A 25,677-nucleotide genomic window follows, 5' to 3' on the forward strand; every position below is an offset into this window, starting at 1 on the left:
AAAAAGCTGGCTCTTTCAGGAGCCAGCTTTTTCCGTTCATAGCCGTCACGCCGAATTTTCAAAGAATCCGTTACGCCGGTTATCAACAGGATGCACTTTTGGTTTAGTCTATAAACCTACAATAAGTTCTTCATCATATGGGCGACGCCGTGTTCATCATTGGTCAAGGTGACGGCGTCGGCGATTACTTTGATATCTTCCCGCGCATTACCCATCGCCACACCTTTTCCCGCAGCCTCCAGCATCGATTTGTCATTTAAGCTGTCACCTACAGCCGCGGTTTCTTCGATCGGAATATTCAGCCGTGCCGCAAGCTTCTTCAGCGCCTGCCCCTTGGAAGCTTTGCGGGCAGTAAGCTCAAAGTTATGCTCAGCCGAACTGACAAGCGTTAAATCATCAGCATGCTCATATCTTTTCCAGCCTGCTTCAAGCTTCTCTTTGAAGAAAGAAAAACCGAGAATGTTATAAAAATCAAGCTGCCGGCAAGGCTCAAACAGCTCTTGAAACGAGTCGATGTAAGCGAAGCCGGATTGGGTGTATTGCACCTCGGCTGCCTGCTTAAGGACGACAAGATCCGCTTCCGGATTCGCGCTTTTGAATCGATCCAGCTCAATCTCAAGCAGCTCTCTTCCTTGCTGAGGCGTATAAATAGCTGACCCCGTGAATACTTCATAGTAATAGTTTTCCGACTCAAGCCATGAGAGAATCTCATACGCCCGTTGTTTCTCAATGGTTTCCTGATGATAAAGCCTGCCGTCAGGATCGTGAATAACGGCGCCGTTTGCGCTGATGACCCACGTTTTGATTCCAAGCGGCTCAAAGATCGACACGACATCAAAATAAGCGCGCCCGGTAGACACGACTACTTCAATGCCGTCTTGCTGGGCCTGCCGCAGAGCGTTTTCATTTTCCAAGCTTACCCGATGCTTACTGTTGAGTAAGGTTCCATCTAAGTCAATCGCAATTAATTTCACGTTTGTCAGCCCTTTCCTTCATTCTGCTCTGTCACAAGAAGTTCCACACCATTGCGGTCAAGCAAGTCACAAAACGCCTGATTCGGCAGCCTGTCTGTGATCAAGAGATCGATTTCACTCAGCTCCGCATACTGATAAAAACTAGTGCTTCCGAGTTTCGAATGATCTGCAAGTGCGATTACCTGCTTTGCCTGCTGAATCATTTTTCGCTTCACCATGCCATCTTCTTCATGCGCAATCGTAATGCCATGCTCGGAAATGCCAACCACACCGATCAGCGCTTTATCGACGTGATAGCTTGAAAGCTTTTCAATCACAGAGGCGCCGTACAGAAACCGGTGCTCCTTTTCCAGCTTGCCTCCGAGCAGATAGATTTCAATTCCCTCTTTATCGGACAGCACTTCCGCGAGATTAATCGAGTTGGTAATCACCGTACAATCCGCAGTCAAATGCTTTGCGCATGCCTGAACGGTTGTAGAGGCGTCTAAAATCACCCGGTCTCCATCATGTATGAGCGATGCGGCAAGCCTGCCGATCTTGTTTTTTTCCTCGGACACTGTTTTCAAGCGGCCGGAATAGCTTTGAATTTTCTGATGCACAGTCGGCAAAATGGCACCGCCTCTTGTGCGGATGATGGCATTTTGTTCCTCCAGCCTCACAAGATCCCGTCTCGCTGTGTCCCTTGATACATGAAGGAGCGTACAGATCTGCTCTGTTGTAATTCGATTATGCTGTTTTAAAAAATCCAAAATTGCTACTAATCTTTCTTCTTGGTACACGCTCTCATTCCTTTTCTTATCCATTATCTTTAAGTAATTATAAGTTTTAATTCAGTTTTATTCAATATTATTAAGTGATTTTAAGCAAAAATGCATCATAAGAACCATTAAATGACAAAAAGAAAGAACCAGTCTGGTCGACTGGTCAATTTTGAGGGGATGATGCGGAGCTTCTGATAATCGTGAATGAATAGAAAACGGGAGGATCAAGGGGATGTCAATCGGCAGCTTTTTCCCGGGGTTTAGGGTCCATAAAACGAACAGTGTCAGCCAGCACTTCTGTTACATAGACGTTAACACCTTCTGCATTTTCATAGCTCCTTGTCTGAATTCTTCCGCTTACGCCGACGAGAGAACCTTTTTGGCAATACAACGCCGTGTTTTCAGCTGTTTTTCTCCAAAGCGTGCAATTGACGTAATCGGCCTCGGTTTCCCCTGAAGCGTTTTTGAAGCTGCGGTTTACCGCAAGCGTAACGTGCGCAACTGCCGCACCAGCGGAAGTGTAGCGAAGCTCAGGATCTTTTGTTAGACGTCCGACAAGCATGACCTGATTGAACATGTGATTCCTCCTCTCCTTGCGGTTATATGTATTGTAGATGATACAATGAGAAAAGAAAAATGCTCAAAAAAGATTTTCAGCCTCTGTTTTTATCCCTCGTTTTCATTTTTCCTTCAGCTAAAAACATCTTTTGTTTTTTCCCTTTAAAGAAATATGTATTTTTTAAAAACCGAAAAAATATTTGCTTTGTCAGCCAATTCTGCGTGTTCATACACACGTAGGAAGAACCATCCCATGCAAACCACTGAAAGCTCAGTTTTTTTTCCGGCATAGACAGCTCGATTTTATACTGCTCCATGCCATCATGTGTTTCGTATAAAAAACTCATCCTCCCTTTTTTGTTCAAATGGACCTCAAACACGTCTTTACGGCTTAATATATATGCTTCATCCTTTTGGATCCAACGGTCTTCAGAAGGAGTGCCGTCAATATAAATTTCTTTTAAATGCAATTGATTCATACACATCTCTCCGTATTCTATAGTCAGTTACAGTATAATGAAAAAAATGAAATTATTAAATATTTCACCAATACAAAATTCTTTATCACCGGCATTGCAGCATTTTTTCCTCCAAAACGTTTATGTTATAATGGAAGGCAAGAAAACTTTGGAAGTAATCGGGGTGAGAAGAAATGAAAACCTTTAAACTGGTTGACCTGAATGTGGAACGAGTGGACAAGGAAGAACAATCAATTGAACAGTTTCCCCTTATTGACGGACTGATTATAAATAAAGAAGACGGTGAAAATCATTGGCTGATTGAGGCGCTTGTACAGAAAGAACATCTGTCTTTTTTTGAACAGCTTCAAAACAGCCAATCTGAAGCCAAAGTATTTGTAACGATCACGAAAAAAAGCAATCGCCCCGCCCAGCTGACAGCGGCAGTGAAAAATATCGTCAAGCTGGAAGAAAGCATACAGGTTTTACTCTACGGACAAATGGTCACAAGAAAGCAGCAGGGCACTGAAACCATTCTCGAGTCCCTTGTAAAAGAGGGTTATACAGGAACGAAACTGATTGAAGCGTTTAAGCAAAACATATAAAAAGTGAGAGGAACACGTCCCCTCTCAGATGCTGAGGCGGAGAGATGGAGTAAGCAGTCTTTTTATCACTTATCAGCGCTGCTCTCCTCAAGACACTCTAATTTGCAGACACCTGCAGAAGGTCAATAAACGGAAATACGAAAAAGCAGTCATGACAGCACTTTTATCTTACGGGATCTAATAAACATTTCGCCAACGAAGACATCAGCGGCGAAATTGTCAAGGCTAAACTGCACTCTCCAAATCTCTCCGTTATATATAAAGGAAAAAATGTCTATTTTTCATGAAAACGTAAAAAGCTGGCTTCGGCATCCCGCTGGTATGCCGGCATTATCAAAACCGGGCACGCGGCGTACAGTTTCACGAACATTGATGGAATCGAAACAGAAGCGAAAAGCACCGCCATGGACATTTTTCTGAATAAAAAAGACCGCCGTTTCCGAACGACGGTCTTTTTTTATTCCGGTGACTTTGTCTGCTGCTTCAGCAGATCTCTGATTTCCTTCAGCAGCTCCTCTTGCGCATCTGCCGCTTCCTCCGCCGCCTCTTCTTCCTCTGCTTCTTTTTTGCGTCTCAATCCATTCAATATCCGAATGACGATAAAAATGGAAAACGATATGATTAAAAAATTCACGATCGTCTGGATAAAGCTGCCGTACTTCACTACAGCATCACCAAACGTAAACGACAGGCCTGAAAAATCAAGCCCTCCCAGCAGCAAACCTACCAAAGGCATGATGATATCATTAACCAGAGATGTGACGATCTTGCCGAATGCCCCGCCAATTACAACACCGATTGCAAGGTCAACGATATTTCCGCGCATGGCAAAGGCTTTAAATTCTTTCCACATACAATCACCTGCTATTTTTCATATTTTTAAAAGAAAAAAAGACAAATGTGCCGTTGCCCATCTGCCTTTTTTCAATTATTCACCGAGAGCAAAAGTCAATTCAACTTCGCAAACGATTTCATCATCAACTGTGGCAACGCCTTTTCCGCGTCCGATTGTGCCGCGCGCACGAGTGATTTCAACCTCAAGATGAAGCTGGTCACCAGGCTTGACTTGTTTTTTAAACCGGCAATTGTCAATGCCTGCAAAAAACGCCAGTCTGCCGCGGTTTTCTTCTTTAATCAGCATCGCAACAGCTCCGACTTGAGCAAGCGCTTCTACGATTAATACGCCGGGCATGACCGGATACTGAGGAAAATGTCCGTTAAAGAACTCTTCATTTGCAGTTACATTTTTATAGCCTTTTGCACGTTTGCCCTCTTCAACTTCCGTAATCCGGTCTACAAGCAAAAATGGATAACGGTGAGGAATAATTTCTTTAATTTGCTGAGTATCAAGCATTCTCTTGACATCTCCTTCATCTGCATTAGTATGTATAGTCATCATTAAAGATCAAATCTGTACATTTGAAAAGTATATTATGAATTAATCTCTTTTTCAACTGCGCTAATATGTAACCTACTGTCAATGAGAGCCGTCAAAACTTATGATATGATAATTATAGATTTTACCAATAGCAAAGAGGTAGGAAAATGATTTCGAAGTTTATTGAAAAAAGGATGCAAAACATGTTAGACGAGTGGTATTCCGTAATGAGTAAACGAAAGATGGACCACGTTTGCACACTGAAAGAGAAAATTGACCAGCACCTTCCGAAGCTCAAAAAGAACACAAAACTTTGGATGCGTTATCAATTGTTTCAGACCCGCCATCAGCTGCTTTTTGAAAACCAGAACGGGCTTGATTCTATCTTCGATGATTTATACGATCAGGAAGACAAAATGGATGATGAATTGAAATATTATTTGTATTTTTTCTCAGGATTATACGAAATGGTCAAAACAGCTCCGAAACATGCAGTGAATCATTTTAAAAAAGCTGAACAGTATCTGGCCGCTATTCAAAACACGTTTGAAGCCGCTGATTTATATTATCAAACCGCCGGCGCCTATTACTTGATGAAATCACCGCCGCTTTCCATCCAATACGTCCAAAAAGCATTACACATCTACTTGCACCAATTCGGCTATATTAAAAAGGTGATCACCTGCAAACTGTTGCTCGCCGTTAATTATATTGATCAACAGCAATACGAAAAGGCTGAACAGCTTTTCAAAGAAATCATTACGAAAACCCAGCAATTACATGACGAAAACTTGCTGTGCCACGCTTATTATAACCTTGGCTTTTTAAAAGCGACCGAAAACAAAGACCAGGAAGCGCTTCTGTACTTTAAAAAAGTATTAAAGAACCAAGAATTTGAAATGAATTCCCCAGTCTCGTATCTGCACTGTGTGTATGAGTCTGTCAGAGCGCTTTTTAAAACAGGAAAGATCACAGAAGCAAAAGCCGTTCTGGAAAAAGGAAAAGAGTTATGTGAAAAGGTAGACATTCAAACCATTTACTTAAAATTAAAAACGCTTGAAGCGCTCTACACATCAAGTGAAGACCCCTATGATCAGCTGCTCGAATATGTCCTTGAATTAGAAAAGATTGAAGCGTGGGTCGATTTAGAAGTACTGTTAGAAGACATCACGGACTACTACAAAAAAAAGGACGATTTCGAAAAAGCCGCTTTTTTTATCATGCGCGGCTGATTGAAAACGCCCATTTCTTATTATCTGACTGAATTGATTAAACCGAGCATTTGATCTCCCATTGTAATCGTTCTGCTGTTCAGCTGATATGAACGCTGGGACGTGATCAAATCTGTCATTTGTTCTGAAATGTCGACATTGGACATTTCAAGCGAGCCCTGCTGCATGCCGATGTTTTGTCTATTCGCGCCATTCAGCTCTTCAAAAGCTGCCGCATTACCAATTGAGAAAAGGTTATTCCCTTCAGATTTCAGCTCTTGAGGGTTATTCACTTCGACAACTCCGAGATCAAACCGCTGAACTGCGTTTCCGTCAGATGCAGTTAAGGTGCCGTTTTTATTAATCGCGATATGCTTCATAGAGCTGTCGATATTCACTGTATTACCGTTTTCATCAAGCACCGGATACCCATTTCCAGTAACGAGCTGAAGCTGGTTGGCATTATTGGCTGAAGGCGTTACATATAATGCTCCGTCTCTCGTATACTGGCGGTTTCCATTTACATTCACCTGAAGATATTGGTATGGAGACGTAAACGCGATATCAAGATCGCGATCCGTCTTCTGAACGCTTCCTTGATCAGACACAAGGCGTGAATTCATCATCGCTCCAACGCCAAGGCGCAAGCCGGGCGGTGTTTTGCGGGCTTTTGCCACTTCCTCATTTTTTTCATCAACCTGATCGAATTGCTGTCTGACTAGCTCAGAAAAATTCGTATCTTTTGCCTTATAGCCGGTTGTGTTGCTGTTTGAAAGGTTGTTACTGATTGTATCAATCTGCTGCTGCAGCTGGTTTAAGGTTGTTGATGCCGTTAGCATTGACCTGAGCATAGTTGATGTCCCCCGTTTTTTCTTCCGTTATCTTAGATTTTTCCAATTTCATTGGCTGCTTTATCCATACTTTTATCGTAAGCCTGAATAACCTTCTGATTGGCCTCAAACGATCTGTACGCTTCAGTCATTTCTGTATAGGCGCTTGTCACATCTACGTTTGAAAGCTCAGAAACGCCTTGCTTTAATGAGTAGGAAACCTGATTATTTCCGGATGCGCTTGGCAGATCATTTCCGTCCGTCGTACTGTACAAGTCATTTCCGTCCCGTTTCAGATTGCGGACATCCTCCGCCATTCTGACATCAATTTTGCCGGCTGTCCGCCCGTTCGTTGTCACAGTACCGTTTTCAGACACTTTGAAATTCTCATTATCGACAGTGATTGGCTGGCCACCCGTTGATAAAACTGGGCGCCCATTGATCGTCAGCTGATTATTCTCATTTAGTGAAAAAGTGCTGCTTTTTGAATATCGGATTCCGTCTGCTGTCTGAACCGGATAAAAAAGTGCCGCGTTTTCCTTGGTTTCCGCATTAACCGGCACTTGGTTTTCAACCAATGTAATGTCTGTAGGCTGGTCTGTGGGCTTCAAGCTTCCCTGTGTGAAAAGAGGCTTAAGCTCCTGCATGTACACACCGGTATTCACGGAGCCAATCTCTGTCCTTGATGTTCCGGCCGGAGATTTTGATTCTATTCTGCTGAGCAGCATCTCAGGGAACGCGCGCAAAGAGCCTTGATCTGCTTTATATCCGGACGTATTTGCGTTTGCGATATTATTTGAAAGCAATTCCGTTCTTCGCTGCTGGGCAATCATTGCGGATGTTGCTGTATATAAACCTTTTAACAAATTTCCCACCTCTAAAATGGCATTTTTTCCAGTTGTCATATAGGAACGTTCGTTCTATAATAAAAATCAGTATTTTATCCTATTATCGTCATATATCATCCATTCGTGAAGGCTTTTCATAAAAAAACCCCATTCTTTTTCAGAATGAGGTTTGTGAAATCAGCTTAGTTTGCGTTTAGGAAGCTTGTCCATATTGTCAAGCATGACACCTGTACCAATGGCTACGCAGTCCATCGGATTTTCAGCGACGAGAACCGGTACCTTCAGCTCCTCAGCAAGCAGCTGGTCGAGGCCGTTTAAGAGCGCGCCTCCGCCGGTAATGATAACGCCGCGGTCAATGATATCAGCGGAAAGCTCAGGCGGCGTTCTTTCAAGCACTTGCTTCGCAGCCTGCACAATAACAGCTACAGATTCACGAAGGGCTTCTTCAACTTCTTTACTGTTTACTGTAATTGTTCTTGGAAGACCGGAAACCATGTCCCGTCCGCGAATGGAAATTTCTTCGTGACGTGCGTCTGGGAAAACCGTTGCGACTTTAATCTTAATATCTTCCGCAGTACGTTCGCCGATCAGCAGCTTGTACTCGCGTTTGATATAATTTAAGATTTCCATATCAAACTTGTCCCCAGCCATTTTAATAGAAGAGGAGGTGACAATATCGCCCATTGAAATAACCGCGATATCCGTCGTCCCGCCTCCGATGTCTACAACCATGTTACCGCTTGGCTGGAATATTTCCATACCCGCGCCGATAGCGGCAACTTTAGGTTCTTCTTCAAGATACACATGTTTACCGCCGCTTTTTTCTGCAGCTTCTTTGATTGCTTTTTGCTCAACGGATGTAATATTCGTCGGGCAGCAAATGAGCATGCGCGGTTTTGAGAACAGGCCTTTTACATTCAGCTTGTTAATAAAATGCTTCAGCATTGCTTCTGTTACTTCAAAGTCAGCAATAACTCCGTCTTTCAGCGGGCGAATCGCAACAATATTCCCAGGTGTACGTCCAACCATTCGTCTTGCCTCTTCGCCAACCGCCAGCACTTTGCCGCTGTTTTTATCAAGTGCAACTACGGAAGGTTCATTCAGAACAATTCCTTTACCTTTAACATGGATCAGTACATTTGCAGTACCGAGGTCAATACCAATATCCCTTGCAAACATCTATTTATATCCTCCTTGAAAATCTGTTTCACAGTAAATATCCACATTGTGCCCTAATTATATATATTATCATAAAATATAGAAAAATAGTTGGCAGCGCATTAAGTTCTTTACAAATTTTTGCGGATGTTTTATGAACGATTTCATGGAAGACAATCCCAACGGTTGACAGCAGACCATTATGACTGCTGAACAGGCTCCCCTTCGAGTATTTCATCTTTTTTATATTTCAGTTTTGTTGCTTCTCCCCCTCTTAAATGCCTGATTGATTTATGATAATCGAGTATTTCTTTCACTTCGTTTGCCAAGTCAGGATTTATTTCAGGCAGACGCTCTGTTAAATCCTTGTGTACTGTACTTTTGGAAACACCAAATTCCTTCGCAATGACACGAACGGTTTTCTTTGTCTCCACGATGTACTTCCCTATCTTGATTGTTCGCTCTTTGATGTAATCGTGCACACCACTCGACCTCCCTAAAATGGATGTGAGAAGTGTGAAATGAGATCCGTATTCTGTAAAGAGTCGTTCATTATGCCGCTTCTTCGTTGTATGGTTTTAAAAGTAAGTTTATGAAATATGCCCACGATCCCTCACCTCAAACACTCTCTTTGTTAGGTTTGTAACAGTGTATTAGCATTCTTTTGGGAATATGCTAAAAACTCAATAAGGACAAGGGGTGAAACGAACTTTTTGAGCTTCGGCCAACTATTTCGCGTCACTAAACTTTTATCTTTACATCCATTCAGCGCTCCTGTAAAATAAAAAAAGCAATTAGTTACTTAGGTAAGTTTTTTAGAAGGAGACCGACATGACCTACGTCAACAGACACCTCATTCATCAAATCAACCAAAGCGCCCGCCTGATTGCCAAGAAAGCCAACGAACAGCTGGAGCCATTCGGCCTTTATTCATCACAATGGTCAGTTTTATATTGTTTGCGTACGATCGGACCAATGACTCAAAAAGAGATTTGGTCCTATTTAAATGTGGAAGCGCCGACTGTAACACGGACGATCAAACGCCTGGAGGAGAACGGCTGGGTCCAGAGACGGCAAGGTGAAGACAAACGGGAAAAACTTGTTGTCCTCACAAAAGAAGCCGAGAAAAAATACGAAGAAATCAATGTAAAAATGCTCAAATTCGAGGAAGAACTGCTTGCAGATTTTCGTAAGGAAGATAAGGAAGCTTTTTCTCAGTTATTTCGCATGTTTTTACATCAATGAAAATAAGGAAGTGACATACATTTGAAAAAATCGGATGCGATATGGACCAAGGATTTTATTATGGTCCTGCTTGTCAATTTATTTGTGTTTGTGTTCTTTTATACATTTTTAACTGTACTGCCAATCTATACGCTTCAAGAGCTTGGCGGCACAGAATCACAAGGCGGGCTTTTAATCAGCCTGTTCCTTTTGTCAGCGATTATTACACGGCCTTTCTCAGGAGCCATCGTTGAGCGTTTCGGCAAAAAAAGAATGGCGATTGTCTCAATGGCGTTATTTGCGCTTTCGTCTTTTCTGTATATGCCGATTCATAACTTTTACCTGCTGCTTGGCTTGCGGTTCTTCCAAGGGATTTGGTTCAGCATTTTAACGACTGTTACAGGTGCAATTGCAGCCGACATTATTCCGTCCAAACGCCGCGGTGAAGGGCTTGGATATTTTGCCATGTCTATGAACCTCGCTATGGCAATCGGGCCTTTCCTTGGACTGAATTTGATGAAGGTCGTCAGCTTCTCTGTATTCTTTACAGCCTTTGCGCTGTTTATGGTTGCAGGCTTGCTTGTTTCGTTCTTGATCAAGGTGCCCCAAAACCAAGACAGCGGCACGACAGTATTTCGTTTTGCGTTCTCGGATATGTTTGAAAAAGGCGCACTTAAGATTGCGACGGTCGGTTTATTTATTTCTTTCTGTTATTCAACTGTCACAGCGTATTTGTCTGTATTCGCCAAATCAGTTGACCTTTCAGATATCAGCGGATATTTCTTTGTCTGCTTCGCGGTGACTATGATGGTTGCGCGCCCGTTCACAGGGAAATTGTTCGACAAAGTCGGACCGGGCATTGTCATTTACCCGTCAATCTTGATTTTCTCAGTGGGGCTCTGCATGCTGTCCTTCACACACAGCGGCCTAATGCTTCTGCTTTCAGGAGCGGTGATCGGGCTCGGATACGGGTCAATCGTTCCTTGCATGCAAACATTAGCGATCCAGAAATCTCCGGCACACCGCTCAGGTTTTGCGACGGCAACGTTCTTTACCTTCTTTGACAGCGGAATTGCTGTAGGATCATATGTATTCGGATTGTTTGTAGCGTCTGCCGGCTTCTCTGTCATTTATTTATCAGCCGGGCTGTTCGTTCTGATTGCTCTGCTTCTTTACGCGTGGAGCCAAAAAAAACCTGCTGAGTCCGAAGGAAAAGTGTCTATTGCAGAATAATGTAAGACTGCCGGGATTTTCCGGCAGTCTTTTTTTCATTTAAAAAGCGGCGCTCTCTTAGAGAACGCCGCTTATCGCAATTATTCAATGACAGGCCGCGCAGGTGAATCTGGATCTAACGTAAAATCATAGGAATCTTCATCACGATACATCGGATCGGCATAAATGGATTTCGAATCGTTATTTGTTGCTTTTTGATATGACGCAAATGAATCGTATTCATTCTTTTTCCACATCCATACGCCGTCTTGATCCGCTTCCTTATGATACACGTTATGATTGACCGTATTGCCTTCATTTTCTGTAAAATCGTTTCCGATAAATAATCTGGAATCACCAGCGGTCAAAATATTCTTTTCGATTGTATTGTTTTTCGTATCGTACTGCAACAGCAGCTGTCCGCCATACAGGCCCTTTGTGTCATTCCGGTACATAATGTTGCGGGAAATCAGAGAATTGCTGGTGCCGCCCCGCTTTTTGTCATATCCTCCGATTGAAATACCGGTGTACGCATTGTTGTACACTTTGTTGTCTGTTATCTGAATAGCATTCGCATATTTGCCTTTGTGTTCAGACGTTGCTTCAATTCCAATATCGTTATCGTGAACTGTGTTTTTCTTAATCTCGATACTGTGTCCTCCGTCGACATAAATTCCGCCCGCTGAGTAATCATCTCCATATGCAGGGTTTCCATAAGTCGAGTTTTGATAAACCGTATTGTTTTCTACGACTCCGTTTCGCACGTAATCGTTTTTGTCCGCGGTTCCCTCATAACCGATAAGGTCGATCCCGATGTTGTTATTGTTGCGGACCACATTGCCTGCAATCGTAAAGCCGTCAATATTTCCGTTTAGCACAACCGCTTCACTCGCTCCAAGCGTCAGATTCTCAACCGTATTGTCCTCGATTTGTATATCTTTCATGCTGCCAGTCCCATAGACTGCGATTCCGTGGGCATTTCCGTCATCTGCTTTTGTCTTAATATCCCGGACATGATTGTTCTTGATGGCAATATGGCTGCTGGAGCCTGCTACATAAATTCCCATAGCAGTTGCTCCCTCAGATGAAACAGAAAGATCTTGAATCGTTAAACCGCTGATGACAATGTTATGTTTATCGTGAATATGAATGAGCGGCGTTTCATATTTTGCGTCCGCAACGGATTCTCCGCTAATCACGACTTTTTCATTTTCATAGTTTCGGAACGTGATAGGCTTTCCGTCCGTACCGCTGTGTTTTACTTCAAGAATTTCATGATATGTGCCTTCCCGAATCATGACGGTTGTACCGGCGGCAGCCTCCTCTGAAGCATGCGCCAGTGTACGAAACGGCTTTTCTTTTGTCCCTTCATTTTGATCACTGCCATTTGGCGAAACATATAGGTAAGCCCCAGGCTCTTCTTCATTCGCTTTCGTCTTGTCATAAACGACAGCGAGGATGACAGACGTTAAAACACCCGCCAAAAGAATAAAATACCATTTTCTCATATTCGATTCCCATTTCGTTTTAGATTTTAAAACCATTATAAATGTTCTATTTATGGAAAACCATTTCAAAAATATGAAAATATACCGGCACATACCTTATTCAGCCTGACGAACCTCTCCAGATTCAAATGTTTCAATCGCCGATGACGCCGGCGGGTGAACGCGCATCAGAACAATATAGAAAAGAAATGAAATCAGCACACCGACAAACCAGGAAATGTCGTATAAGCTCTTCAATGCGGGAACATACATGCCAATCAGCGAGATAAGCGCACCCAAACTCGTGGCTGCAAACGCACGGTAATTGTAGCCTTTAAAATAAACATAACGCCCTGTTTCAGAATACAGATCATCTACCGAGAGCTCCCGTTTGCGAATGATAAAGTAATCAGCCATCATCACGCCTGCCACCGGACCAAGCATGCCGCCTATTAATCCGAGAAACGCATATACGCTTGTCGCACTCTCCATCAGCTTCCACGGAACCGTAAATAAAGCAAGCAATGCCGTGATAAAACTGCCTCGTTTGAAATTAATATATTTCGGCAGGGCATTCGCAATATCATAAGCGGGGGATACGATGTTCGCCGCGACGTTTACAGAGATCGTGGCGATGCAGAGCGTAATCACGGACAACGCGATGACATAAGGGTTATCAAACCTCGCCAAAATATCGACAACGTCCCAAATCGGCTCGCCGAAAGCGACCTGCGAACCGGAAGTCACGGTAATACTGGCGAACGCAAACAGCGCAAAGGTTCCCGGCAAGCCGTAAAACTGCCCTTTGATTTGCTCTTTTTGTGTTTCAGCAAACCGTGTGAAATCAGGGATATTTAAGATCAAAGTCGCCCAGATGCCAATGATCCCGGTAACCCCGGCAGCAAACGGCCAGAATGTTTCTGAAAACGTATGAAATTTTCCTGGCTGAGAATAGATCGGCCCCAGTCCTCCGGCAATATCGACGGCCCACCATACCATGCCGCCAAAGACGACATACACTAAAGGCCCCGCCCACACCTCAAAACGCTTAATCGACTCCATGCCGTGGTGCAATACGAGTAAATGAATGGCCCAAAAGAACACAAAAGAAAGCAAACCGGGCAAGTGAATGCCGAGAATATTCCACCCGCCGCCAACTTGTCCCCAGCCAGGCCATATATTTAAAAGCAAGATGTTCAGCGCCGTGCTTCCTGCAAAGGTTTGAATGCCGAGCCACATGATGGCAGTAAAAGCCCTTAGAAGCGCAGGGATATTAGCGCCGTATATTCCGTAAGAAGCCCTGATGATCACCGGAAACGGCAGCCCGTATTTTGTCCCTGCGTGGCCGTTTAAAGCAAGAGCGCCAAACAAGATGAGGGATGCCGTAATAATGATCGCCAGCACCTGCCAAGGCGAAAGGCCGATCGCGATTAACCCGCCCACCGTCGCGTAGGTCGGTATATTATGTATACACCCCATCCAAATGGAGGCAAAGTTCATTGCCTTCCACGTCCGCTTTCCCTGCCCCAAAGGCAGCAGGTCTTCATTGCTCAGTCTGTTGGATTGATGCTGGCTCTCTTTTAATTTCATAGCCGGCTCCCCTTTCACTATTGTCGTATGTTCAGTTTTCTGACATCGGATGTCACTTAATATAACTGAAAAGCCAGACAATAACATTGGCTATGTTATACAATTTTCCTGTTTCTATTTGAACAGTCTAAACAAGAAAAAGAGACAGACTCAGCGCCTGTCCCTTTTTTCATGATGCAGTTTTCATTAATGCCGCAAATCTCACAGCCATTAACAGGCTTGCTCCGCCCGTTATGATCATGATGGTTCCCATCATATCAAAGTGGGCTGCCGTGATTTCTTTCCCAAAAAGAAGACCAAGGATCACTGAAGACAAAATCGAACCTAAGTAACGGCAGGTTTGAAACAGACCAGAAGTGGTACCTACCATATTGGAAGGACTCGTTTTCAGCATCGCCGCCTGAAGCGCGACATTTCCAAGGCCGTAGCCTACACCCAAGAGCGATAGAATGAAGCCCTTTCCGATGGTCTGGACATTGATAAAAAAGAGGGTTAAGATGACCGCTCCAACCGTCATCAGAAGAGCGCCCGCAAAGATCGGCTTGACGACGCCTGAACGGTCGATCCATTTCCCCGTAATGGGTGACACAACAATGCTCATCCCTGACATAAACAGCATAAACAGACCGCTCGTTTGAACAGAAAGATGCATTTCATCCTGAAAATAACTCGGCAGCCCGAAAAATAAACAATAGAAGAAAACATTCAGCAAAATGAACTGAACATATACGGCCGATAAGTTTCGCTGCGTTTTAAACAGACGGACATCAATGAACGGCTTATCCGTTTTCAGCTCATGCCATACAAATGCACCGAGCAGAAGCACGCCAAGCACACCTTCAGCCGCATGCGGCGACGAACTGAACGACAGCAGGAAGGATAGGAGAAAAATGATTCCTCCGGCAAATAAAACGATTCCAAGGATATCAAGCTGCCGAATGATCGTTTTGATCCCGGCTCCTTTTTTCTGATCTTTCGGGAACATATATATACCTAATAAGAAGCTGAGGATAATAAACGGCAAATTGACGATAAAAATCGCCGGCCAGCCGCCCCATACAATCAAAAAACCGCCAACTGTCGGTCCGAGCGCCGTCATGGCAGACGCAAAAATAGAGAGCACCGCCAAAGCTGACGCCTGCCGCTCATGAATATGATTACGAATCAGTCCGACTCCTGATGGATAAATCGCGCTGCTCCCTACCGATTGAAACAAACGCATGACCAATAATGTCATAAATGTCGGTGCAAACGGCGCCCCGATGGCAGAAACTGCAACAAGAATGAGCCCGAATAAAAACAAACGTTTCCGCCCGATCAAATCACCGAGCTTTCCCGTTACAGGCTGAGCCACGGCACTCGCCAGGTAAAACGAGGAAATCAGCCAGGAAACCGTTGTAAACGACAGATGAAACTCATGCTGGATGCTATGGAGCGCAAGAGAGATCATAGACGAGTTCAGCGGATTCAGCATCGTTCCCGAAGCCACCGCTGTTAAAAAAACAGCCCGGCTTTTTTTCGATATCATCATTTTATTTGTGCCAGAAATTCTTCCGTTGTCCGCGATTTACCGATTCTCGGGAAAATAAAGCGCAGTGTGGCTTCATGCTCTTCCTCGCTGAACGTAGACATTGCGTCTGTAATGAAAATCTGCTGATAGCCAAGCTGGAACGCCTCGCGAGCCGTGCTTTCCACCCCGATGTTCGTCGCGATGCCGCACAAGACAATCGTATCAATGCCGCGGCGTCTCAGCTGCAAATCCAAATCCGTGCCGAAAAAAGCCCCCCACTGCCGTTTTGTTACAGTGTAATCTCCATCCTGCACACCGATTTCCGGAACAAATTCGGCCCAGTCCGCCGGCATTTCCCGAGAACCTCCCTGCTCAGGCTCATCTGTTTGCGGCTTCAGCGCATCTGCTCCGTCATGAAATGCTACATTCACAAAGCTGATAAACCCGTTATGTTTCCGAAATTCATCGATCAGTTTTTTCGCATTTGGGACAACCTGACCGCTTTGATCTAACGGCGCAATCCCTTTTTGCAAATCAATGATAACCAATGCTGTTTTTTGAAAATCAATGTTAAGTGTGTTCATTATACGTCTCCTCCTGATGCTGTTAGTGTTTCTCACATTGCATATTTTACTCTTTACTCTGACTAAGTTCTTTTATTATGCTTGTGAAACTCTCAGAAGAAGCGCTTTTCTCATGATTTTTCTTTTATGTAATAGTAACCGGTTGTGCATACAAACAAACCGGCAAGCACTGTAATCATAAGAGACGTCATCGCTTCATCACCTGCCTGCCGTCTATCGGTTCCTGCCTGAAAATGCCTATGAATTTTCGGCGATCCATCCAAAGCAGGATGAGACACATAACCATTAATATCGTGCTAAGATCCTGCACGCCAATATCAAAACAATAGTTAATCAAGACGATGTTCACTATAATGGGCATAAAAATAACTGTCCCTAATGCAGCCGTTCGCGGAATCAGTAATAAAACAGCTGCTAGAATTTCACCAAAACCTATAAACAGTTCATAGACATGAGAATAACCGAAAAACGTCCACGCGATGGTAAACCCCTTCCCGGCAGCCGCCTCGATTTCAGGCGTCACCTCGCCAAACTGGCCAATCACCACTTTCGCCAAACCGTACACGAAAAAATTAAAGGCTAAAAACAATCGGAACGTCGCGGGAATCGACTTGCGTACCGCTCTCCTCAACCTGCCGCCTTTATTCATCATACATCCCCCTAAGTGTATTATTTGATATAGTACACTTAATACAGTATAGAACTTTCTAATCAATGTCAATTCCCTTTTCCGCTCATATAAACAGATTCTTTTATAGATATAAAGTCTTGTATCACAAAAAATGCTTTTCTCCTTTCTTTCCATCCCTCGGTAACATTCCAAAAAAACCATGTCAGCAAATCTCACATGAAAATGTTTTATCATTCTTTTTTCTCTATAATGAAGAAATATAATAATTACTTTTTATTCTGAAAAATACGGAGGAATGAGACATGCAAATGGGCGATACAGTTTTTATGTTCTTTTGCGCTTTACTCGTGTGGCTGATGACCCCGGGGTTAGCGTTATTTTATGGAGGAATGGTAAAAAGCAAAAATGTGCTGAGCACTGCCATGCACAGTTTCTCTTCCATTGCTATCGTTTCCATCATTTGGGTTCTATTCGGATATACGCTTGCCTTCGCACCAGGCAATTCAATCATTGGCGGACTGGAGTGGGCCGGTCTGAAAGGAGTTGGATTTGATCCCGGCGCCTACAGTGATACCATTCCCCACTCATTATTTATGATGTTCCAAATGACGTTCGCTGTTCTGACTACAGCCATTATTTCCGGGGCTTTCGCAGAACGGATGCGATTCGGCGCTTTTCTTTTATTCTCGGTTTTATGGGCTTCCTTGGTTTACACACCGGTTGCGCACTGGGTATGGGGCGGGGGCTGGATTGGCCAGCTTGGGGCGCTCGATTTCGCCGGCGGCAATGTTGTTCATATTTCCTCAGGTGTGGCAGGCCTTGTTCTCGCTATTGTGCTCGGCAAACGGAAAGACGGCACAGTGTCTTCTCCGCACAATCTCATTTACACCTTCCTGGGAGGGGCTTTGATTTGGTTCGGCTGGTTCGGTTTTAATGTCGGCAGCGCCTTGACCTTAGATGGTGTGGCCATGTACGCCTTCATCAATACAAACACCGCGGCAGCAGCCGGGATTGCCGGCTGGATCTTAGTTGAGTGGATCATTAACAAAAAACCGACGATGCTCGGAGCAGTATCCGGCGCAATCGCCGGGCTTGTGGCAATCACCCCGGGAGCCGGATTTGTCACACCGTTCGCTTCTATTATTATCGGCATCATAGGCGGAGCCGTTTGTTTCTGGGGTGTATTCTCGCTTAAAAAGAAATTCGGATACGATGACGCACTCGACGCCTTTGGCCTGCACGGCATCGGCGGCACATGGGGAGGCATCGCAACAGGATTATTTGCGACAACCTCTGTTAACTCAGCAGGCGCGGACGGATTATTCTATGGTGATGCAAGCTTAATCTGGAAACAAATCGTTGCCATCGCTGCTACTTATGTTTTTGTATTTATTGTCACTTTCGTTATTATTAAAATTGTAAGCCTCTTCCTTCCCCTTCGCGCAACCGAAGAAGAAGAGTCACTTGGGCTTGACTTAACGATGCACGGGGAAAAAGCATATCAAGATTCTATGTGAGGAGTGACGCTATGAGCGGTCAAATGTTCAAGGTAGAAATTGTAACGCGTCCGGCAAATTTTGAAAAGCTGAAGCAGGAACTCGGAAAAATCGGAGTCACTTCTCTGACCTTTTCCAATGTTCACGGCTGCGGCCTTCAAAAAGCACATACGGAGCTTTATCGAGGGGTAAAAATAGAAAGCAATGTATATGAACGTTTAAAAATCGAAATCGTGGTCAGCAAGGTTCCTGTTGAGCAAGTGACTGAGACTGCTAAAAGGGTTCTGAAAACAGGATCACCGGGTGACGGCAAAATATTTGTCTATGAAATCGGCAATACGATCAACATACGGACCGGTGAGGAAGGACCCGAAGCACTGTAATCGTTTTGAAGAGATTCGGAATTTTAGAATCTCTTTTTTTTGCGCATAGAAAAACCCCAAAAAACAGTGTATCCTTTCGAATTCTCTTCAAGCGCCCCGCATTTTTGAATTCTTTTTTTGATTTGAAACTTTTTATGAGTATAATGAGTCTAATAATAAAAATGTAAAAGGTGATTATTTGAATTACGAAATTTTTAAAGCAATCAATGGACTATCTCATCACAATTCGGTTCTCGATTCTATCATGGTCTTCATAACGGAATATGCGATTGTCGCCTATGCTCTTATCCTATTGGCAATCTGGGTGTTCGGAAACACGGAAAGCAGAAAAAATGTGCTTTACGCGGGGATTACAGGCGTTGTCGGTCTTGTCATCAACTTTTTGATTACGAAAGTTTATATCGAACCGCGCCCGTTTGTTGAGCACACGGTTCATACACTGATTCCGCATGCTGCGGATGCTTCATTTCCAAGTGACCACACGACTGGTGCGTTAGCGATTTCGATTGCGATGCTTTTCAGAAACCGCAAAATCGGCTGGCCGCTTGTTATTTTCGGGCTTTTGACAGGCTTTTCGAGAATTTGGGTAGGGCATCACTATCCGGTTGATGTATTGGGCAGCCTCGTTGTCGCCATCATTATCGGGTTTGTTTTCTTCAGATTTTCAAATTTGCTTCGCCCGTTCGTCGATTTGATTGTGAGAATCTATGAAGGCATCATTCATAAACTGACGAAAAAACCAACCGATCAAAACTTCTAAGAAAGACAAAAGCCGGCGTCTGAAACCAAGACAGCCGGCTTTAATATTTTTCATACATCTCATGTTTTCTCCGCTTCACCAGCACAAACAAACCATAAAACAATCCAATTCCAGCAGCATCGATCAGCACATCCCGGATACAGCCGTTCCTGCTGAAGAAGAGCTGAAGAACTTCTGTGAAAAAAGCAAACGCGAATGAGCCGGCTGCCGCCGATTTTATGCTGTCCAGCTGTTTCCACAGCAAATAAGTCAGCACAAAGAAGGAAAACGCGTGCCCAATTTTTTGAATAAACGCTTCAGGTACAGTAAGCTCAGTAAAATCCATCACTAAAAACTGAGACAGGTCAGGATGCGGCTGAAAATGAAAAGCTACCGTTTGCGATACGACCATGCCGCTGAAGCTTTCCGTACTGACAGAAAGCAGAATAAAAAAGATCCAGCCTGCGAGCAATAGACGGTTCATGACATAACCTCCTTTATAGCGAACATGCCTATGTATAACTACAGTAACAGAAAAAAACGCCCATCACACGGATAGACGTTTTCTTGATTAAGACTGCTCAGTGTCTTCTGTTGTGCTGCTTTCTTTAGAACCAGATTTGTCAGATGAACCATCCTTTTTCTCACCGGATTTTTCCTCTGTTCCTTTTTCAGTTGGTCCTCCGCCCTTTTTCTCGGAAGATTGCTGAATGGATTCTTCTGTTTCTTGAGTGGCAGCTTTTTCTTCAGCAGCTGCTGCTTTTTCAATAGAAGAAACCGGCTTGTCCATAAAGTTCAGCGGGTTCATTGCGACTCCGTCTTTACGGATTTCAAAATGCACGTGGTTTCCGCTGTCTTCGCTGTAAAGGTTCTTGCCAGACTTCCCGATGACTTGGTTTTGTTTTACCTTGTCGCCTTGTTCAACACTCACTTCAGAAAGAGATTGATACACAGTCGATAATCCGTCGGCATGTTCTACTTCCACAACATATCCCAGCACTGGGTCTTTTTCAGCTTTAACAACCGTACCGCTCAGAGAAGCAGAAACATCGAAATCTTTTCCGTCTTTCTCAGCTAAGTCAATTCCTTTGCTTAAGCTGTACGTGTTATTATAGGTAACGAGTGCTGCTTCTTTTTCTTCTTTTGCGGCATCGGTTTCATAGAACTTTTTCACAACAGAAACGTTTTCAGAATCAACAACCGGCATTGCGACATTTTCCATTGACTTTCCTACTTCAACTGCATCGTCGTTGTTGTCATATGCGGAGTTTCCGCCGTTATCAGCCAACTGATCCTTTACCTCATCATTTGATACAGATTGATACCAAAGGACAGCTGTTAAAATGACGGCCGCACTGACTAAGTAGATTGCAGGGAACACCCAGCGTTTACGAAAAAACTGCTGAAGTTTTTTGACTTGAGAAGTTTTCTTTTCTTCCTCTCTCATTGTTTCATCACCTCAGCAACATTCTGAACACTTTTCTGAAAATATATACACTTAACCAAAAAAACTTTTTAGATGTAGTTTGCGCAGACTGATACGAAAATATGTCATTTTTTTGAGAGGAGTGCCACAAACGTATGAACATGACATTGCGTCTTGCTGAAAATAAAGATCTTGAGGCTGTTGTTGCGATTTACAATTCAACGATTGCTTCTCGAATGGTAACAGCCGATACAGAACCGGTAACACCCGAAGACCGGATGGAGTGGTTTTTGGGACATACAGAATCACGTCCGCTCTATGTGGCCGAGGACGAAAATGGGAACGTCGCTGCCTGGGTCAGTTTTGAAACATTTTACGGAAGGCCGGCCTATAATAAAACAGCGGAGGTCAGCATATACATTGACGAAGCATGCCGCGGCAAAGGCGTTGGATCGTATTTGCTCCAGGAAGCGCTTCGCATTGCGCCGGAGCTTGGCATCCGCTCACTAATGGCCTTCATTTTCGGTCATAATAAACCTAGCCTGAAGCTATTTGAAAAGCACGGATTTTCAGAATGGGGACGATTCCCGGGCATTGCCGAAATGGATGGCAAAAGATACGATTTAAAAATTTTAGGGAGAGAACTGTCATGATTAGTCTGGATAAGGATGAAAAAGAGATTGAAAATCATAATGAAGAACATAGCCCCGCTGAACAGGAGATCACACCTGCGGAAACTGAGAGCCATCAGCTGAGCGCCTCTGCTGTCAAGTCACTGTCAGACATTGCGAAGTGGGGCAAAATTTCAGGCATTTTGCTGATCATTACAGGATCGCTTGTGTCACTGTCTGCTTTGATGACAGTGCTCGGCGCTATCCCTGGCGTCCTGCTCATTATTTCAGGCGTCTTTCTGATGCGTTCTGCAAAAGCTGCCGCGGAAGCCGAAGGAAATCTTGCCGGCAGTGCCGGAGAAAGCATGCTTGAGAATTACGGGAAGTTTATTAAGATGCAGCTGTTTTACGCCGCATCCAGTATCGTCACTGGCCTGATTGGGATCATAATAGTCGTTTTTATGCTGGTGATTATCGGCATTGCCGCCTATGAAAGCACAGATACGCATGAAGATCCCGACTCCTATTATTATGAGGATGATCCGGTGTTTGAATAAATCAAAAAGATAGACAAAAATAGCAGAGGCATGAGTTAGGTATCGACCAGACTCATGCCTTTTTATGATGCTTCTCTGTATTATTCACTCTCCCCCGCCCCGCAGGATCCACAGTTACAGCCAGCCTCTCCTATTTCAATGAATGGACAAAATTATAGGTGAATCAGATAGGCTAGAGCAAACACAGAGTTTTCTTACAAGCATATACTCCAATAACCGACATTATTTTATCAATTCAAGAAAGAAGGAAGTGAGTATACTTGTGTTTTTCAAAGATAAAAAAATACTCATCATTGGCGGAACAGGCACGATTGGAAAAAGCCTTCTAAAACAAATCCTTAAAGATCAGCCAAAGGTTGTTCGAATATTCAGCAGGGATGAATATAAACAATTTATGCTAGAAAACGAAATCGGACCCAGAAGGGATATTAGATTTTTAATAGGCGATGTGCGAGATTATGACCGGGTGTTAAATGCAATGGACAGCATTGACTACGTCTTCCATACAGCTGCCATGAAGCATGTGCCCGCTTGCGAATACAATCCCTATGAAGCGGTCCTGACAAATATTATAGGAACCAATAATGTCATTAAAGCAGCAGTTGCTCAAAACGTGAAAAAGGTCGCTTTCACAAGTTCGGATAAGGCAATATCTCCAACGAATGCATATGGAGCAACAAAACTCACAGCTGAAAGATTAATTTCCGCAGCAGAATACAGCAAAGGAAAAGCCGAGACGGTTTTTTCTTGTGTTCGGTTTGGAAATGTAATGGGGTCAAGAGGTTCCGTGGTTCCATTGTTTACAGAACAAATCTTAACGCAAAAAAAAGTGACTGTTACGGATTTAAACATGAACCGCTTTATGATGACCCTGGATCAGGCAACATCATTATTAATGAGTGCGCTTAAAGAATCTCAAGGCGGCGAAATTTTCATATTAAAGATGCCGGTTATCTCACTGCGCGACTTAGTGACAGTTGTTGTTGAAGAAACATGCAAAAAACACAATTTGAATGTGGATGAAATTGAAATACAAGAGATCGGGCTGCGCCCCGGAGAAAAAATGTATGAAGAACTTATGACGTATGATGAATCGACAATGGCTTTTGATCTGCCTGAAATGTTTGTGATCCCTTCAACATATGGGAAAAGAGATCACTACGCTCAAGCAAAAAAAGCAGCTGAAGGAACCTATAGTTCAAATGATCAAGAGCAAATTTCAAAAGGAGAAGTCCTTACATTATTAAAATCGCAAAACCTAATTTAATCTGAGAAGGAAGATGATCATGAATATTCTCGTTACCGGTGGAGCAGGTTTTATCGGCAGATGGGTTGTGAAAAAGCTATTAGAAGACGGTCATCAAGTATGGGTGCTGGATGATTTGTCGAACGGCCGTTTAGAAAATCTAGAAGAATTGAAAAACGCCCCAGGTTTTATTGAGTTTATGAAAGGAGATATAAAAGATCAAAAAACATTAGAAAATCTTTTCCTGAAACAATTTGACATTTGCTATCATTTGGGCGCAAGCATAAACGTACAAGACAGCATTGATGATCCGAAAACCACATTTGAAAACGACACAATCGGTACTTTTAACATTTTAGAATTATGCAAAAAGCATAATGTGAAAGTTGTTTTCATGAGTACCTGTATGGTGTACGACAAAGCTGCATTTGCTGAAGGCATTAAAGAAACAGATCCTATTAAACCCGCTTCCCCTTATGCAGGAGCAAAGATCGCAGCTGAAAACATGGTGCTCTCCTATTACCATGCGTATGGTCTGCCAGCGGTGGTTATCCGTCCGTTCAATACGTATGGGCCTTTCCAGAAAACAGGTGGTGAAGGCGGAGTAGTCGCTATTTTTATAAAAAATAAATTGGACGGTAAAAAGCTGCATATATATGGTGATGGCACTCAAACCCGTGATCTTTTATATGTAGAGGATTGCGCTAATTTTGTCGTGCAGGCGGGTTATTCCCAAAAAGCAAATGGTGAAATTATAAACGCAGGCCTCGGAAAAGATATCTCTATTAATGATTTGGCAGAATTAATTGCAGGCGATAAACAAAGCATTCGCCATGTAGAGCATATACATCCTCAAAGTGAAATTCCAAAATTGCTGTGCAACTACGAAAAAGCAAAGAAAATCCTCAACTGGAGCCCGCAGGTCAGTTTGGAGGAAGGAATAAGAAAAACAGAGGAATGGATTAAGGGCACGAATCTTATTTAATAGGAGAATTGAACATGACAAGTGAGAATAAATTGGCCATTACAGGCGGCAAGCCTGTCAGAGATTCTTATCTTCCTTACGGCAGGCAATCGCTCGATGAAGAAGATATACAATCCGTAGTCGATATTTTAAGAGGAGACTATTTGACGACAGGACCAACAATTGCGTTATTCGAAGAAAAAGTCGCTGAATATGCTGGCAGCAGCTATGCCGTTGCCTTTTCCAGCGGAACAGCTGCTTTGCATGCAGCTTGCTTTGCTGCTGGTATCTCACAGGGTGACGAAGTCATTACTACACCCGTCACATTTGCGGCAAGTGCCAATTGTATTTTATACATGGGCGCCAAACCCGTTTTCGCTGATATTGACCCGCTCACATACAATATTGACCCTGATTCTGTCGAAAAGCTGATCACTCCAAAAACAAAGGCCATTATACCAGTAGACTTCACGGGACAGCCAGTGAATCACGATCAGATTCAAAAAATCGCAAAAGACAATAACTTAATCGTCATTGAAGATGCTGCACATGCATTAGGCGCTTCATATAAAGGGAAAAAAGTCGGTTCAATCAGTGATATGACAATGTTTAGTTTTCACCCCGTAAAACATATTACAACGGGCGAAGGCGGAATGATAACAACGAATAATAGAACATATTATGAGAAACTGCTTCAATTCCGCAGTCACGGGATAACCCGTGATCCTAAAAAGTTAACTCAAAACCACGGCTCGTGGTACTATGAAATGCACTTCCTTGGTTTCAATTACCGGATGACAGATATCCAAGCTTCATTAGGAATCAGCCAATTGCAAAAATTAGATGATTTTATTAAAAAACGGCACCACCTTGCCGGGATTTATAACGAAAAACTAAAAACCATCTCCCACATTCAACTGCCAATACAAGATGCAGCCTCAACTTCAAGCTGGCACCTTTATATTATTCAATTAAAGCTGGATCAGCTAAAAGGAAACCGCGATGATATTTTTAACGCTATGCAAAAAGAAAATATAGGGGTTAACGTTCACTATATACCCGTTTATTTACACCCTTACTATCAACGTTTAGGATATCCAGCGGGCCTATGTCCACATGCAGAAAATCTATATAAAGGAATCATCACCTTACCTCTGTTTCAATCAATGAACGAAAAAGATGCAGACGACGTGATCAAAGCATTAAAAAAAGTAGTGGATTATTATTCGTAGGAGG

General features: G+C 43.4%; 30 protein-coding genes. 12 read left to right on the plus strand and 18 right to left on the minus strand.

From position 1 onward, the window contains the following. Positions 1–116 precede the first annotated feature (116 nt). From V756_RS0105175 to V756_RS0105190, 4 genes are all read right to left on the minus strand, one after another. Positions 117–974, minus strand: a complete 858-nt coding sequence (locus V756_RS0105175; RefSeq protein ID WP_024713744.1) for a Cof-type HAD-IIB family hydrolase — start codon at positions 972–974, stop codon at positions 117–119. 5 nt (positions 975–979) lie between these two features. After that, on the minus strand, positions 980–1,753 hold the full coding sequence (gene glcR, locus V756_RS0105180) for a transcriptional regulator GlcR (RefSeq protein ID WP_024713745.1): 774 nt from the start codon (positions 1,751–1,753) through the stop codon (positions 980–982). A 217-nt stretch (positions 1,754–1,970) separates the two neighbouring features. Further along, complete coding sequence (ssbB, locus tag V756_RS0105185) at positions 1,971–2,312, minus strand: single-stranded DNA-binding protein SsbB (RefSeq protein ID WP_024713746.1); 342 nt, start codon at positions 2,310–2,312, stop codon at positions 1,971–1,973. A gap of 76 nt (positions 2,313–2,388) precedes the next feature. Beyond that, on the minus strand, positions 2,389–2,772 hold the full coding sequence (locus V756_RS0105190) for a hypothetical protein (RefSeq protein WP_024713747.1): 384 nt from the start codon (positions 2,770–2,772) through the stop codon (positions 2,389–2,391). Between the two features lie 173 nt (positions 2,773–2,945). On the opposite strand from V756_RS0105190, the gene V756_RS0105195 reads away from it, so the two are divergent. After that, a complete protein-coding gene (locus V756_RS0105195; protein ID WP_024713748.1) occupies positions 2,946–3,356 on the plus strand; it encodes a YwpF-like family protein in 411 nt (136 codons plus the stop codon). Between the two features lie 457 nt (positions 3,357–3,813). On the opposite strand, the gene mscL is transcribed toward V756_RS0105195, so the two are convergent. Together mscL and fabZ are read right to left on the minus strand one after the other, a co-directional pair. Next, positions 3,814–4,209 (minus strand): large conductance mechanosensitive channel protein MscL, encoded by a 396-nt coding sequence (gene mscL, locus V756_RS0105205; RefSeq protein ID WP_024713749.1) that lies wholly within the window; start codon positions 4,207–4,209, stop codon positions 3,814–3,816. Between the two features lie 75 nt (positions 4,210–4,284). Next, positions 4,285–4,710, minus strand: coding sequence for a 3-hydroxyacyl-ACP dehydratase FabZ (gene fabZ, locus V756_RS0105210; RefSeq protein WP_024713750.1), 426 nt, complete (start codon positions 4,708–4,710; stop codon positions 4,285–4,287). A 191-nt stretch (positions 4,711–4,901) separates the two neighbouring features. On the opposite strand from fabZ, the gene rapD reads away from it, so the two are divergent. Then, positions 4,902–5,966, plus strand: coding sequence for an aspartate phosphatase RapD (rapD, locus tag V756_RS0105215; RefSeq protein ID WP_024713751.1), 1,065 nt, complete (start codon positions 4,902–4,904; stop codon positions 5,964–5,966). Positions 5,967–5,986: 20 nt separating this feature from the next. On the opposite strand, the gene flhP is transcribed toward rapD, so the two are convergent. The 5 genes from flhP to V756_RS1000000123285 all read right to left on the minus strand — a co-directional run bounded on the left by flhP (position 5,987) and on the right by V756_RS1000000123285 (position 9,388). Continuing rightward, positions 5,987–6,796: a flagellar hook-basal body complex protein FlhP gene (gene flhP / locus V756_RS0105220; RefSeq protein ID WP_024713752.1), complete on the minus strand. Its 810-nt coding sequence runs from the start codon at positions 6,794–6,796 to the stop codon at positions 5,987–5,989. A 32-nt stretch (positions 6,797–6,828) separates the two neighbouring features. Further along, positions 6,829–7,641: a flagellar hook-basal body complex protein FlhO gene (flhO, locus tag V756_RS0105225; protein ID WP_024713753.1), complete on the minus strand. Its 813-nt coding sequence runs from the start codon at positions 7,639–7,641 to the stop codon at positions 6,829–6,831. Positions 7,642–7,800: 159 nt separating this feature from the next. Then, positions 7,801–8,802, minus strand: coding sequence for a cell shape-determining protein Mbl (mbl, locus tag V756_RS0105230; RefSeq protein WP_003227776.1), 1,002 nt, complete (start codon positions 8,800–8,802; stop codon positions 7,801–7,803). Positions 8,803–8,981: 179 nt separating this feature from the next. After that, positions 8,982–9,263, minus strand: coding sequence for a sporulation transcriptional regulator SpoIIID (gene spoIIID, locus V756_RS0105235; RefSeq protein ID WP_003221804.1), 282 nt, complete (start codon positions 9,261–9,263; stop codon positions 8,982–8,984). Positions 9,264–9,277: 14 nt separating this feature from the next. Further along, positions 9,278–9,388, minus strand: a complete 111-nt coding sequence (locus tag V756_RS1000000123285; RefSeq protein WP_010886628.1) for a protein usd — start codon at positions 9,386–9,388, stop codon at positions 9,278–9,280. A gap of 224 nt (positions 9,389–9,612) precedes the next feature. On the opposite strand from V756_RS1000000123285, the gene V756_RS0105240 reads away from it, so the two are divergent. Beyond that, complete coding sequence (locus V756_RS0105240; protein ID WP_024713754.1) at positions 9,613–10,026, plus strand: MarR family winged helix-turn-helix transcriptional regulator; 414 nt, start codon at positions 9,613–9,615, stop codon at positions 10,024–10,026. A 21-nt stretch (positions 10,027–10,047) separates the two neighbouring features. Further along, positions 10,048–11,238, plus strand: coding sequence for an MFS transporter (locus tag V756_RS0105245; protein WP_024713755.1), 1,191 nt, complete (start codon positions 10,048–10,050; stop codon positions 11,236–11,238). A gap of 80 nt (positions 11,239–11,318) precedes the next feature. Here the strand turns inward: V756_RS0105245 and V756_RS0105250 are convergent, their stop codons facing one another. The 5 genes from V756_RS0105250 to V756_RS0105275 form a co-directional block, all read right to left on the minus strand. After that, positions 11,319–12,725, minus strand: coding sequence for a right-handed parallel beta-helix repeat-containing protein (locus V756_RS0105250; RefSeq protein WP_024713756.1), 1,407 nt, complete (start codon positions 12,723–12,725; stop codon positions 11,319–11,321). Between the two features lie 96 nt (positions 12,726–12,821). Further along, positions 12,822–14,294: an allantoin permease gene (gene pucI, locus V756_RS0105255; RefSeq protein WP_024713757.1), complete on the minus strand. Its 1,473-nt coding sequence runs from the start codon at positions 14,292–14,294 to the stop codon at positions 12,822–12,824. 169 nt (positions 14,295–14,463) lie between these two features. Further along, entirely contained in the window at positions 14,464–15,822 is a 1,359-nt protein-coding gene (locus tag V756_RS0105260) for an MFS transporter (protein WP_024713758.1), read from the minus strand. Further along, positions 15,822–16,391, minus strand: coding sequence for an isochorismatase family protein (locus V756_RS0105265; RefSeq protein ID WP_024713759.1), 570 nt, complete (start codon positions 16,389–16,391; stop codon positions 15,822–15,824). The genes V756_RS0105260 and V756_RS0105265 overlap by 1 nt, the downstream gene beginning before the upstream one ends. A 184-nt stretch (positions 16,392–16,575) precedes the next feature. Beyond that, positions 16,576–17,040, minus strand: coding sequence for a hypothetical protein (locus V756_RS0105275; protein ID WP_081719783.1), 465 nt, complete (start codon positions 17,038–17,040; stop codon positions 16,576–16,578). A 281-nt stretch (positions 17,041–17,321) separates the two neighbouring features. On the opposite strand from V756_RS0105275, the gene amtB reads away from it, so the two are divergent. The 3 genes from amtB to V756_RS0105290 all read left to right on the plus strand — a co-directional run bounded on the left by amtB (position 17,322) and on the right by V756_RS0105290 (position 19,658). Further along, positions 17,322–18,536 carry an ammonium transporter AmtB gene (gene amtB, locus V756_RS0105280; RefSeq protein WP_024713761.1) on the plus strand — a complete coding sequence of 405 codons (1,215 nt, stop codon included), beginning with the start codon at positions 17,322–17,324 and terminating at the stop codon, positions 18,534–18,536. Between the two features lie 11 nt (positions 18,537–18,547). Further along, positions 18,548–18,898: a P-II family nitrogen regulator gene (locus V756_RS0105285; RefSeq protein ID WP_024713762.1), complete on the plus strand. Its 351-nt coding sequence runs from the start codon at positions 18,548–18,550 to the stop codon at positions 18,896–18,898. A gap of 178 nt (positions 18,899–19,076) precedes the next feature. After that, positions 19,077–19,658, plus strand: a complete 582-nt coding sequence (locus V756_RS0105290) for an undecaprenyl-diphosphatase (RefSeq protein WP_024713763.1) — start codon at positions 19,077–19,079, stop codon at positions 19,656–19,658. 40 nt (positions 19,659–19,698) lie between these two features. On the opposite strand, the gene V756_RS0105295 is transcribed toward V756_RS0105290, so the two are convergent. Both V756_RS0105295 and spoIIQ read right to left on the minus strand, forming a co-directional pair. Next, a complete protein-coding gene (locus tag V756_RS0105295; protein WP_024713764.1) occupies positions 19,699–20,121 on the minus strand; it encodes a VanZ family protein in 423 nt (140 codons plus the stop codon). Positions 20,122–20,208: 87 nt separating this feature from the next. Then, positions 20,209–21,084, minus strand: a complete 876-nt coding sequence (gene spoIIQ, locus V756_RS0105300) for a stage II sporulation protein SpoIIQ (RefSeq protein ID WP_024713765.1) — start codon at positions 21,082–21,084, stop codon at positions 20,209–20,211. 140 nt (positions 21,085–21,224) lie between these two features. Between spoIIQ and V756_RS0105305 the strand changes: the two genes are divergently transcribed. The 5 genes from V756_RS0105305 (at position 21,225) to pseC (ending at position 25,673) form a co-directional block, all read left to right on the plus strand. Then, positions 21,225–21,716, plus strand: coding sequence for a GNAT family N-acetyltransferase (locus V756_RS0105305; protein ID WP_081719784.1), 492 nt, complete (start codon positions 21,225–21,227; stop codon positions 21,714–21,716). Then, positions 21,713–22,231 (plus strand): DUF5362 family protein, encoded by a 519-nt coding sequence (locus tag V756_RS0105310; RefSeq protein ID WP_024713767.1) that lies wholly within the window; start codon positions 21,713–21,715, stop codon positions 22,229–22,231. The genes V756_RS0105305 and V756_RS0105310 overlap by 4 nt, the downstream gene beginning before the upstream one ends. 262 nt (positions 22,232–22,493) lie before the next feature. Next, complete coding sequence (locus tag V756_RS0105315; protein WP_024713768.1) at positions 22,494–23,498, plus strand: SDR family NAD(P)-dependent oxidoreductase; 1,005 nt, start codon at positions 22,494–22,496, stop codon at positions 23,496–23,498. 19 nt (positions 23,499–23,517) lie between these two features. Then, complete coding sequence (locus tag V756_RS0105320; RefSeq protein ID WP_024713769.1) at positions 23,518–24,462, plus strand: dTDP-glucose 4,6-dehydratase; 945 nt, start codon at positions 23,518–23,520, stop codon at positions 24,460–24,462. 14 nt (positions 24,463–24,476) lie between these two features. Then, entirely contained in the window at positions 24,477–25,673 is a 1,197-nt protein-coding gene (gene pseC / locus V756_RS0105325) for a UDP-4-amino-4,6-dideoxy-N-acetyl-beta-L-altrosamine transaminase (RefSeq protein WP_024713770.1), read from the plus strand. Positions 25,674–25,677: the final 4 nt, after the last annotated feature.

This window comes from Bacillus tequilensis KCTC 13622, assembly GCF_000507145.1.
Classification (GTDB): Bacteria; Bacillota; Bacilli; order Bacillales; family Bacillaceae; genus Bacillus; species Bacillus tequilensis.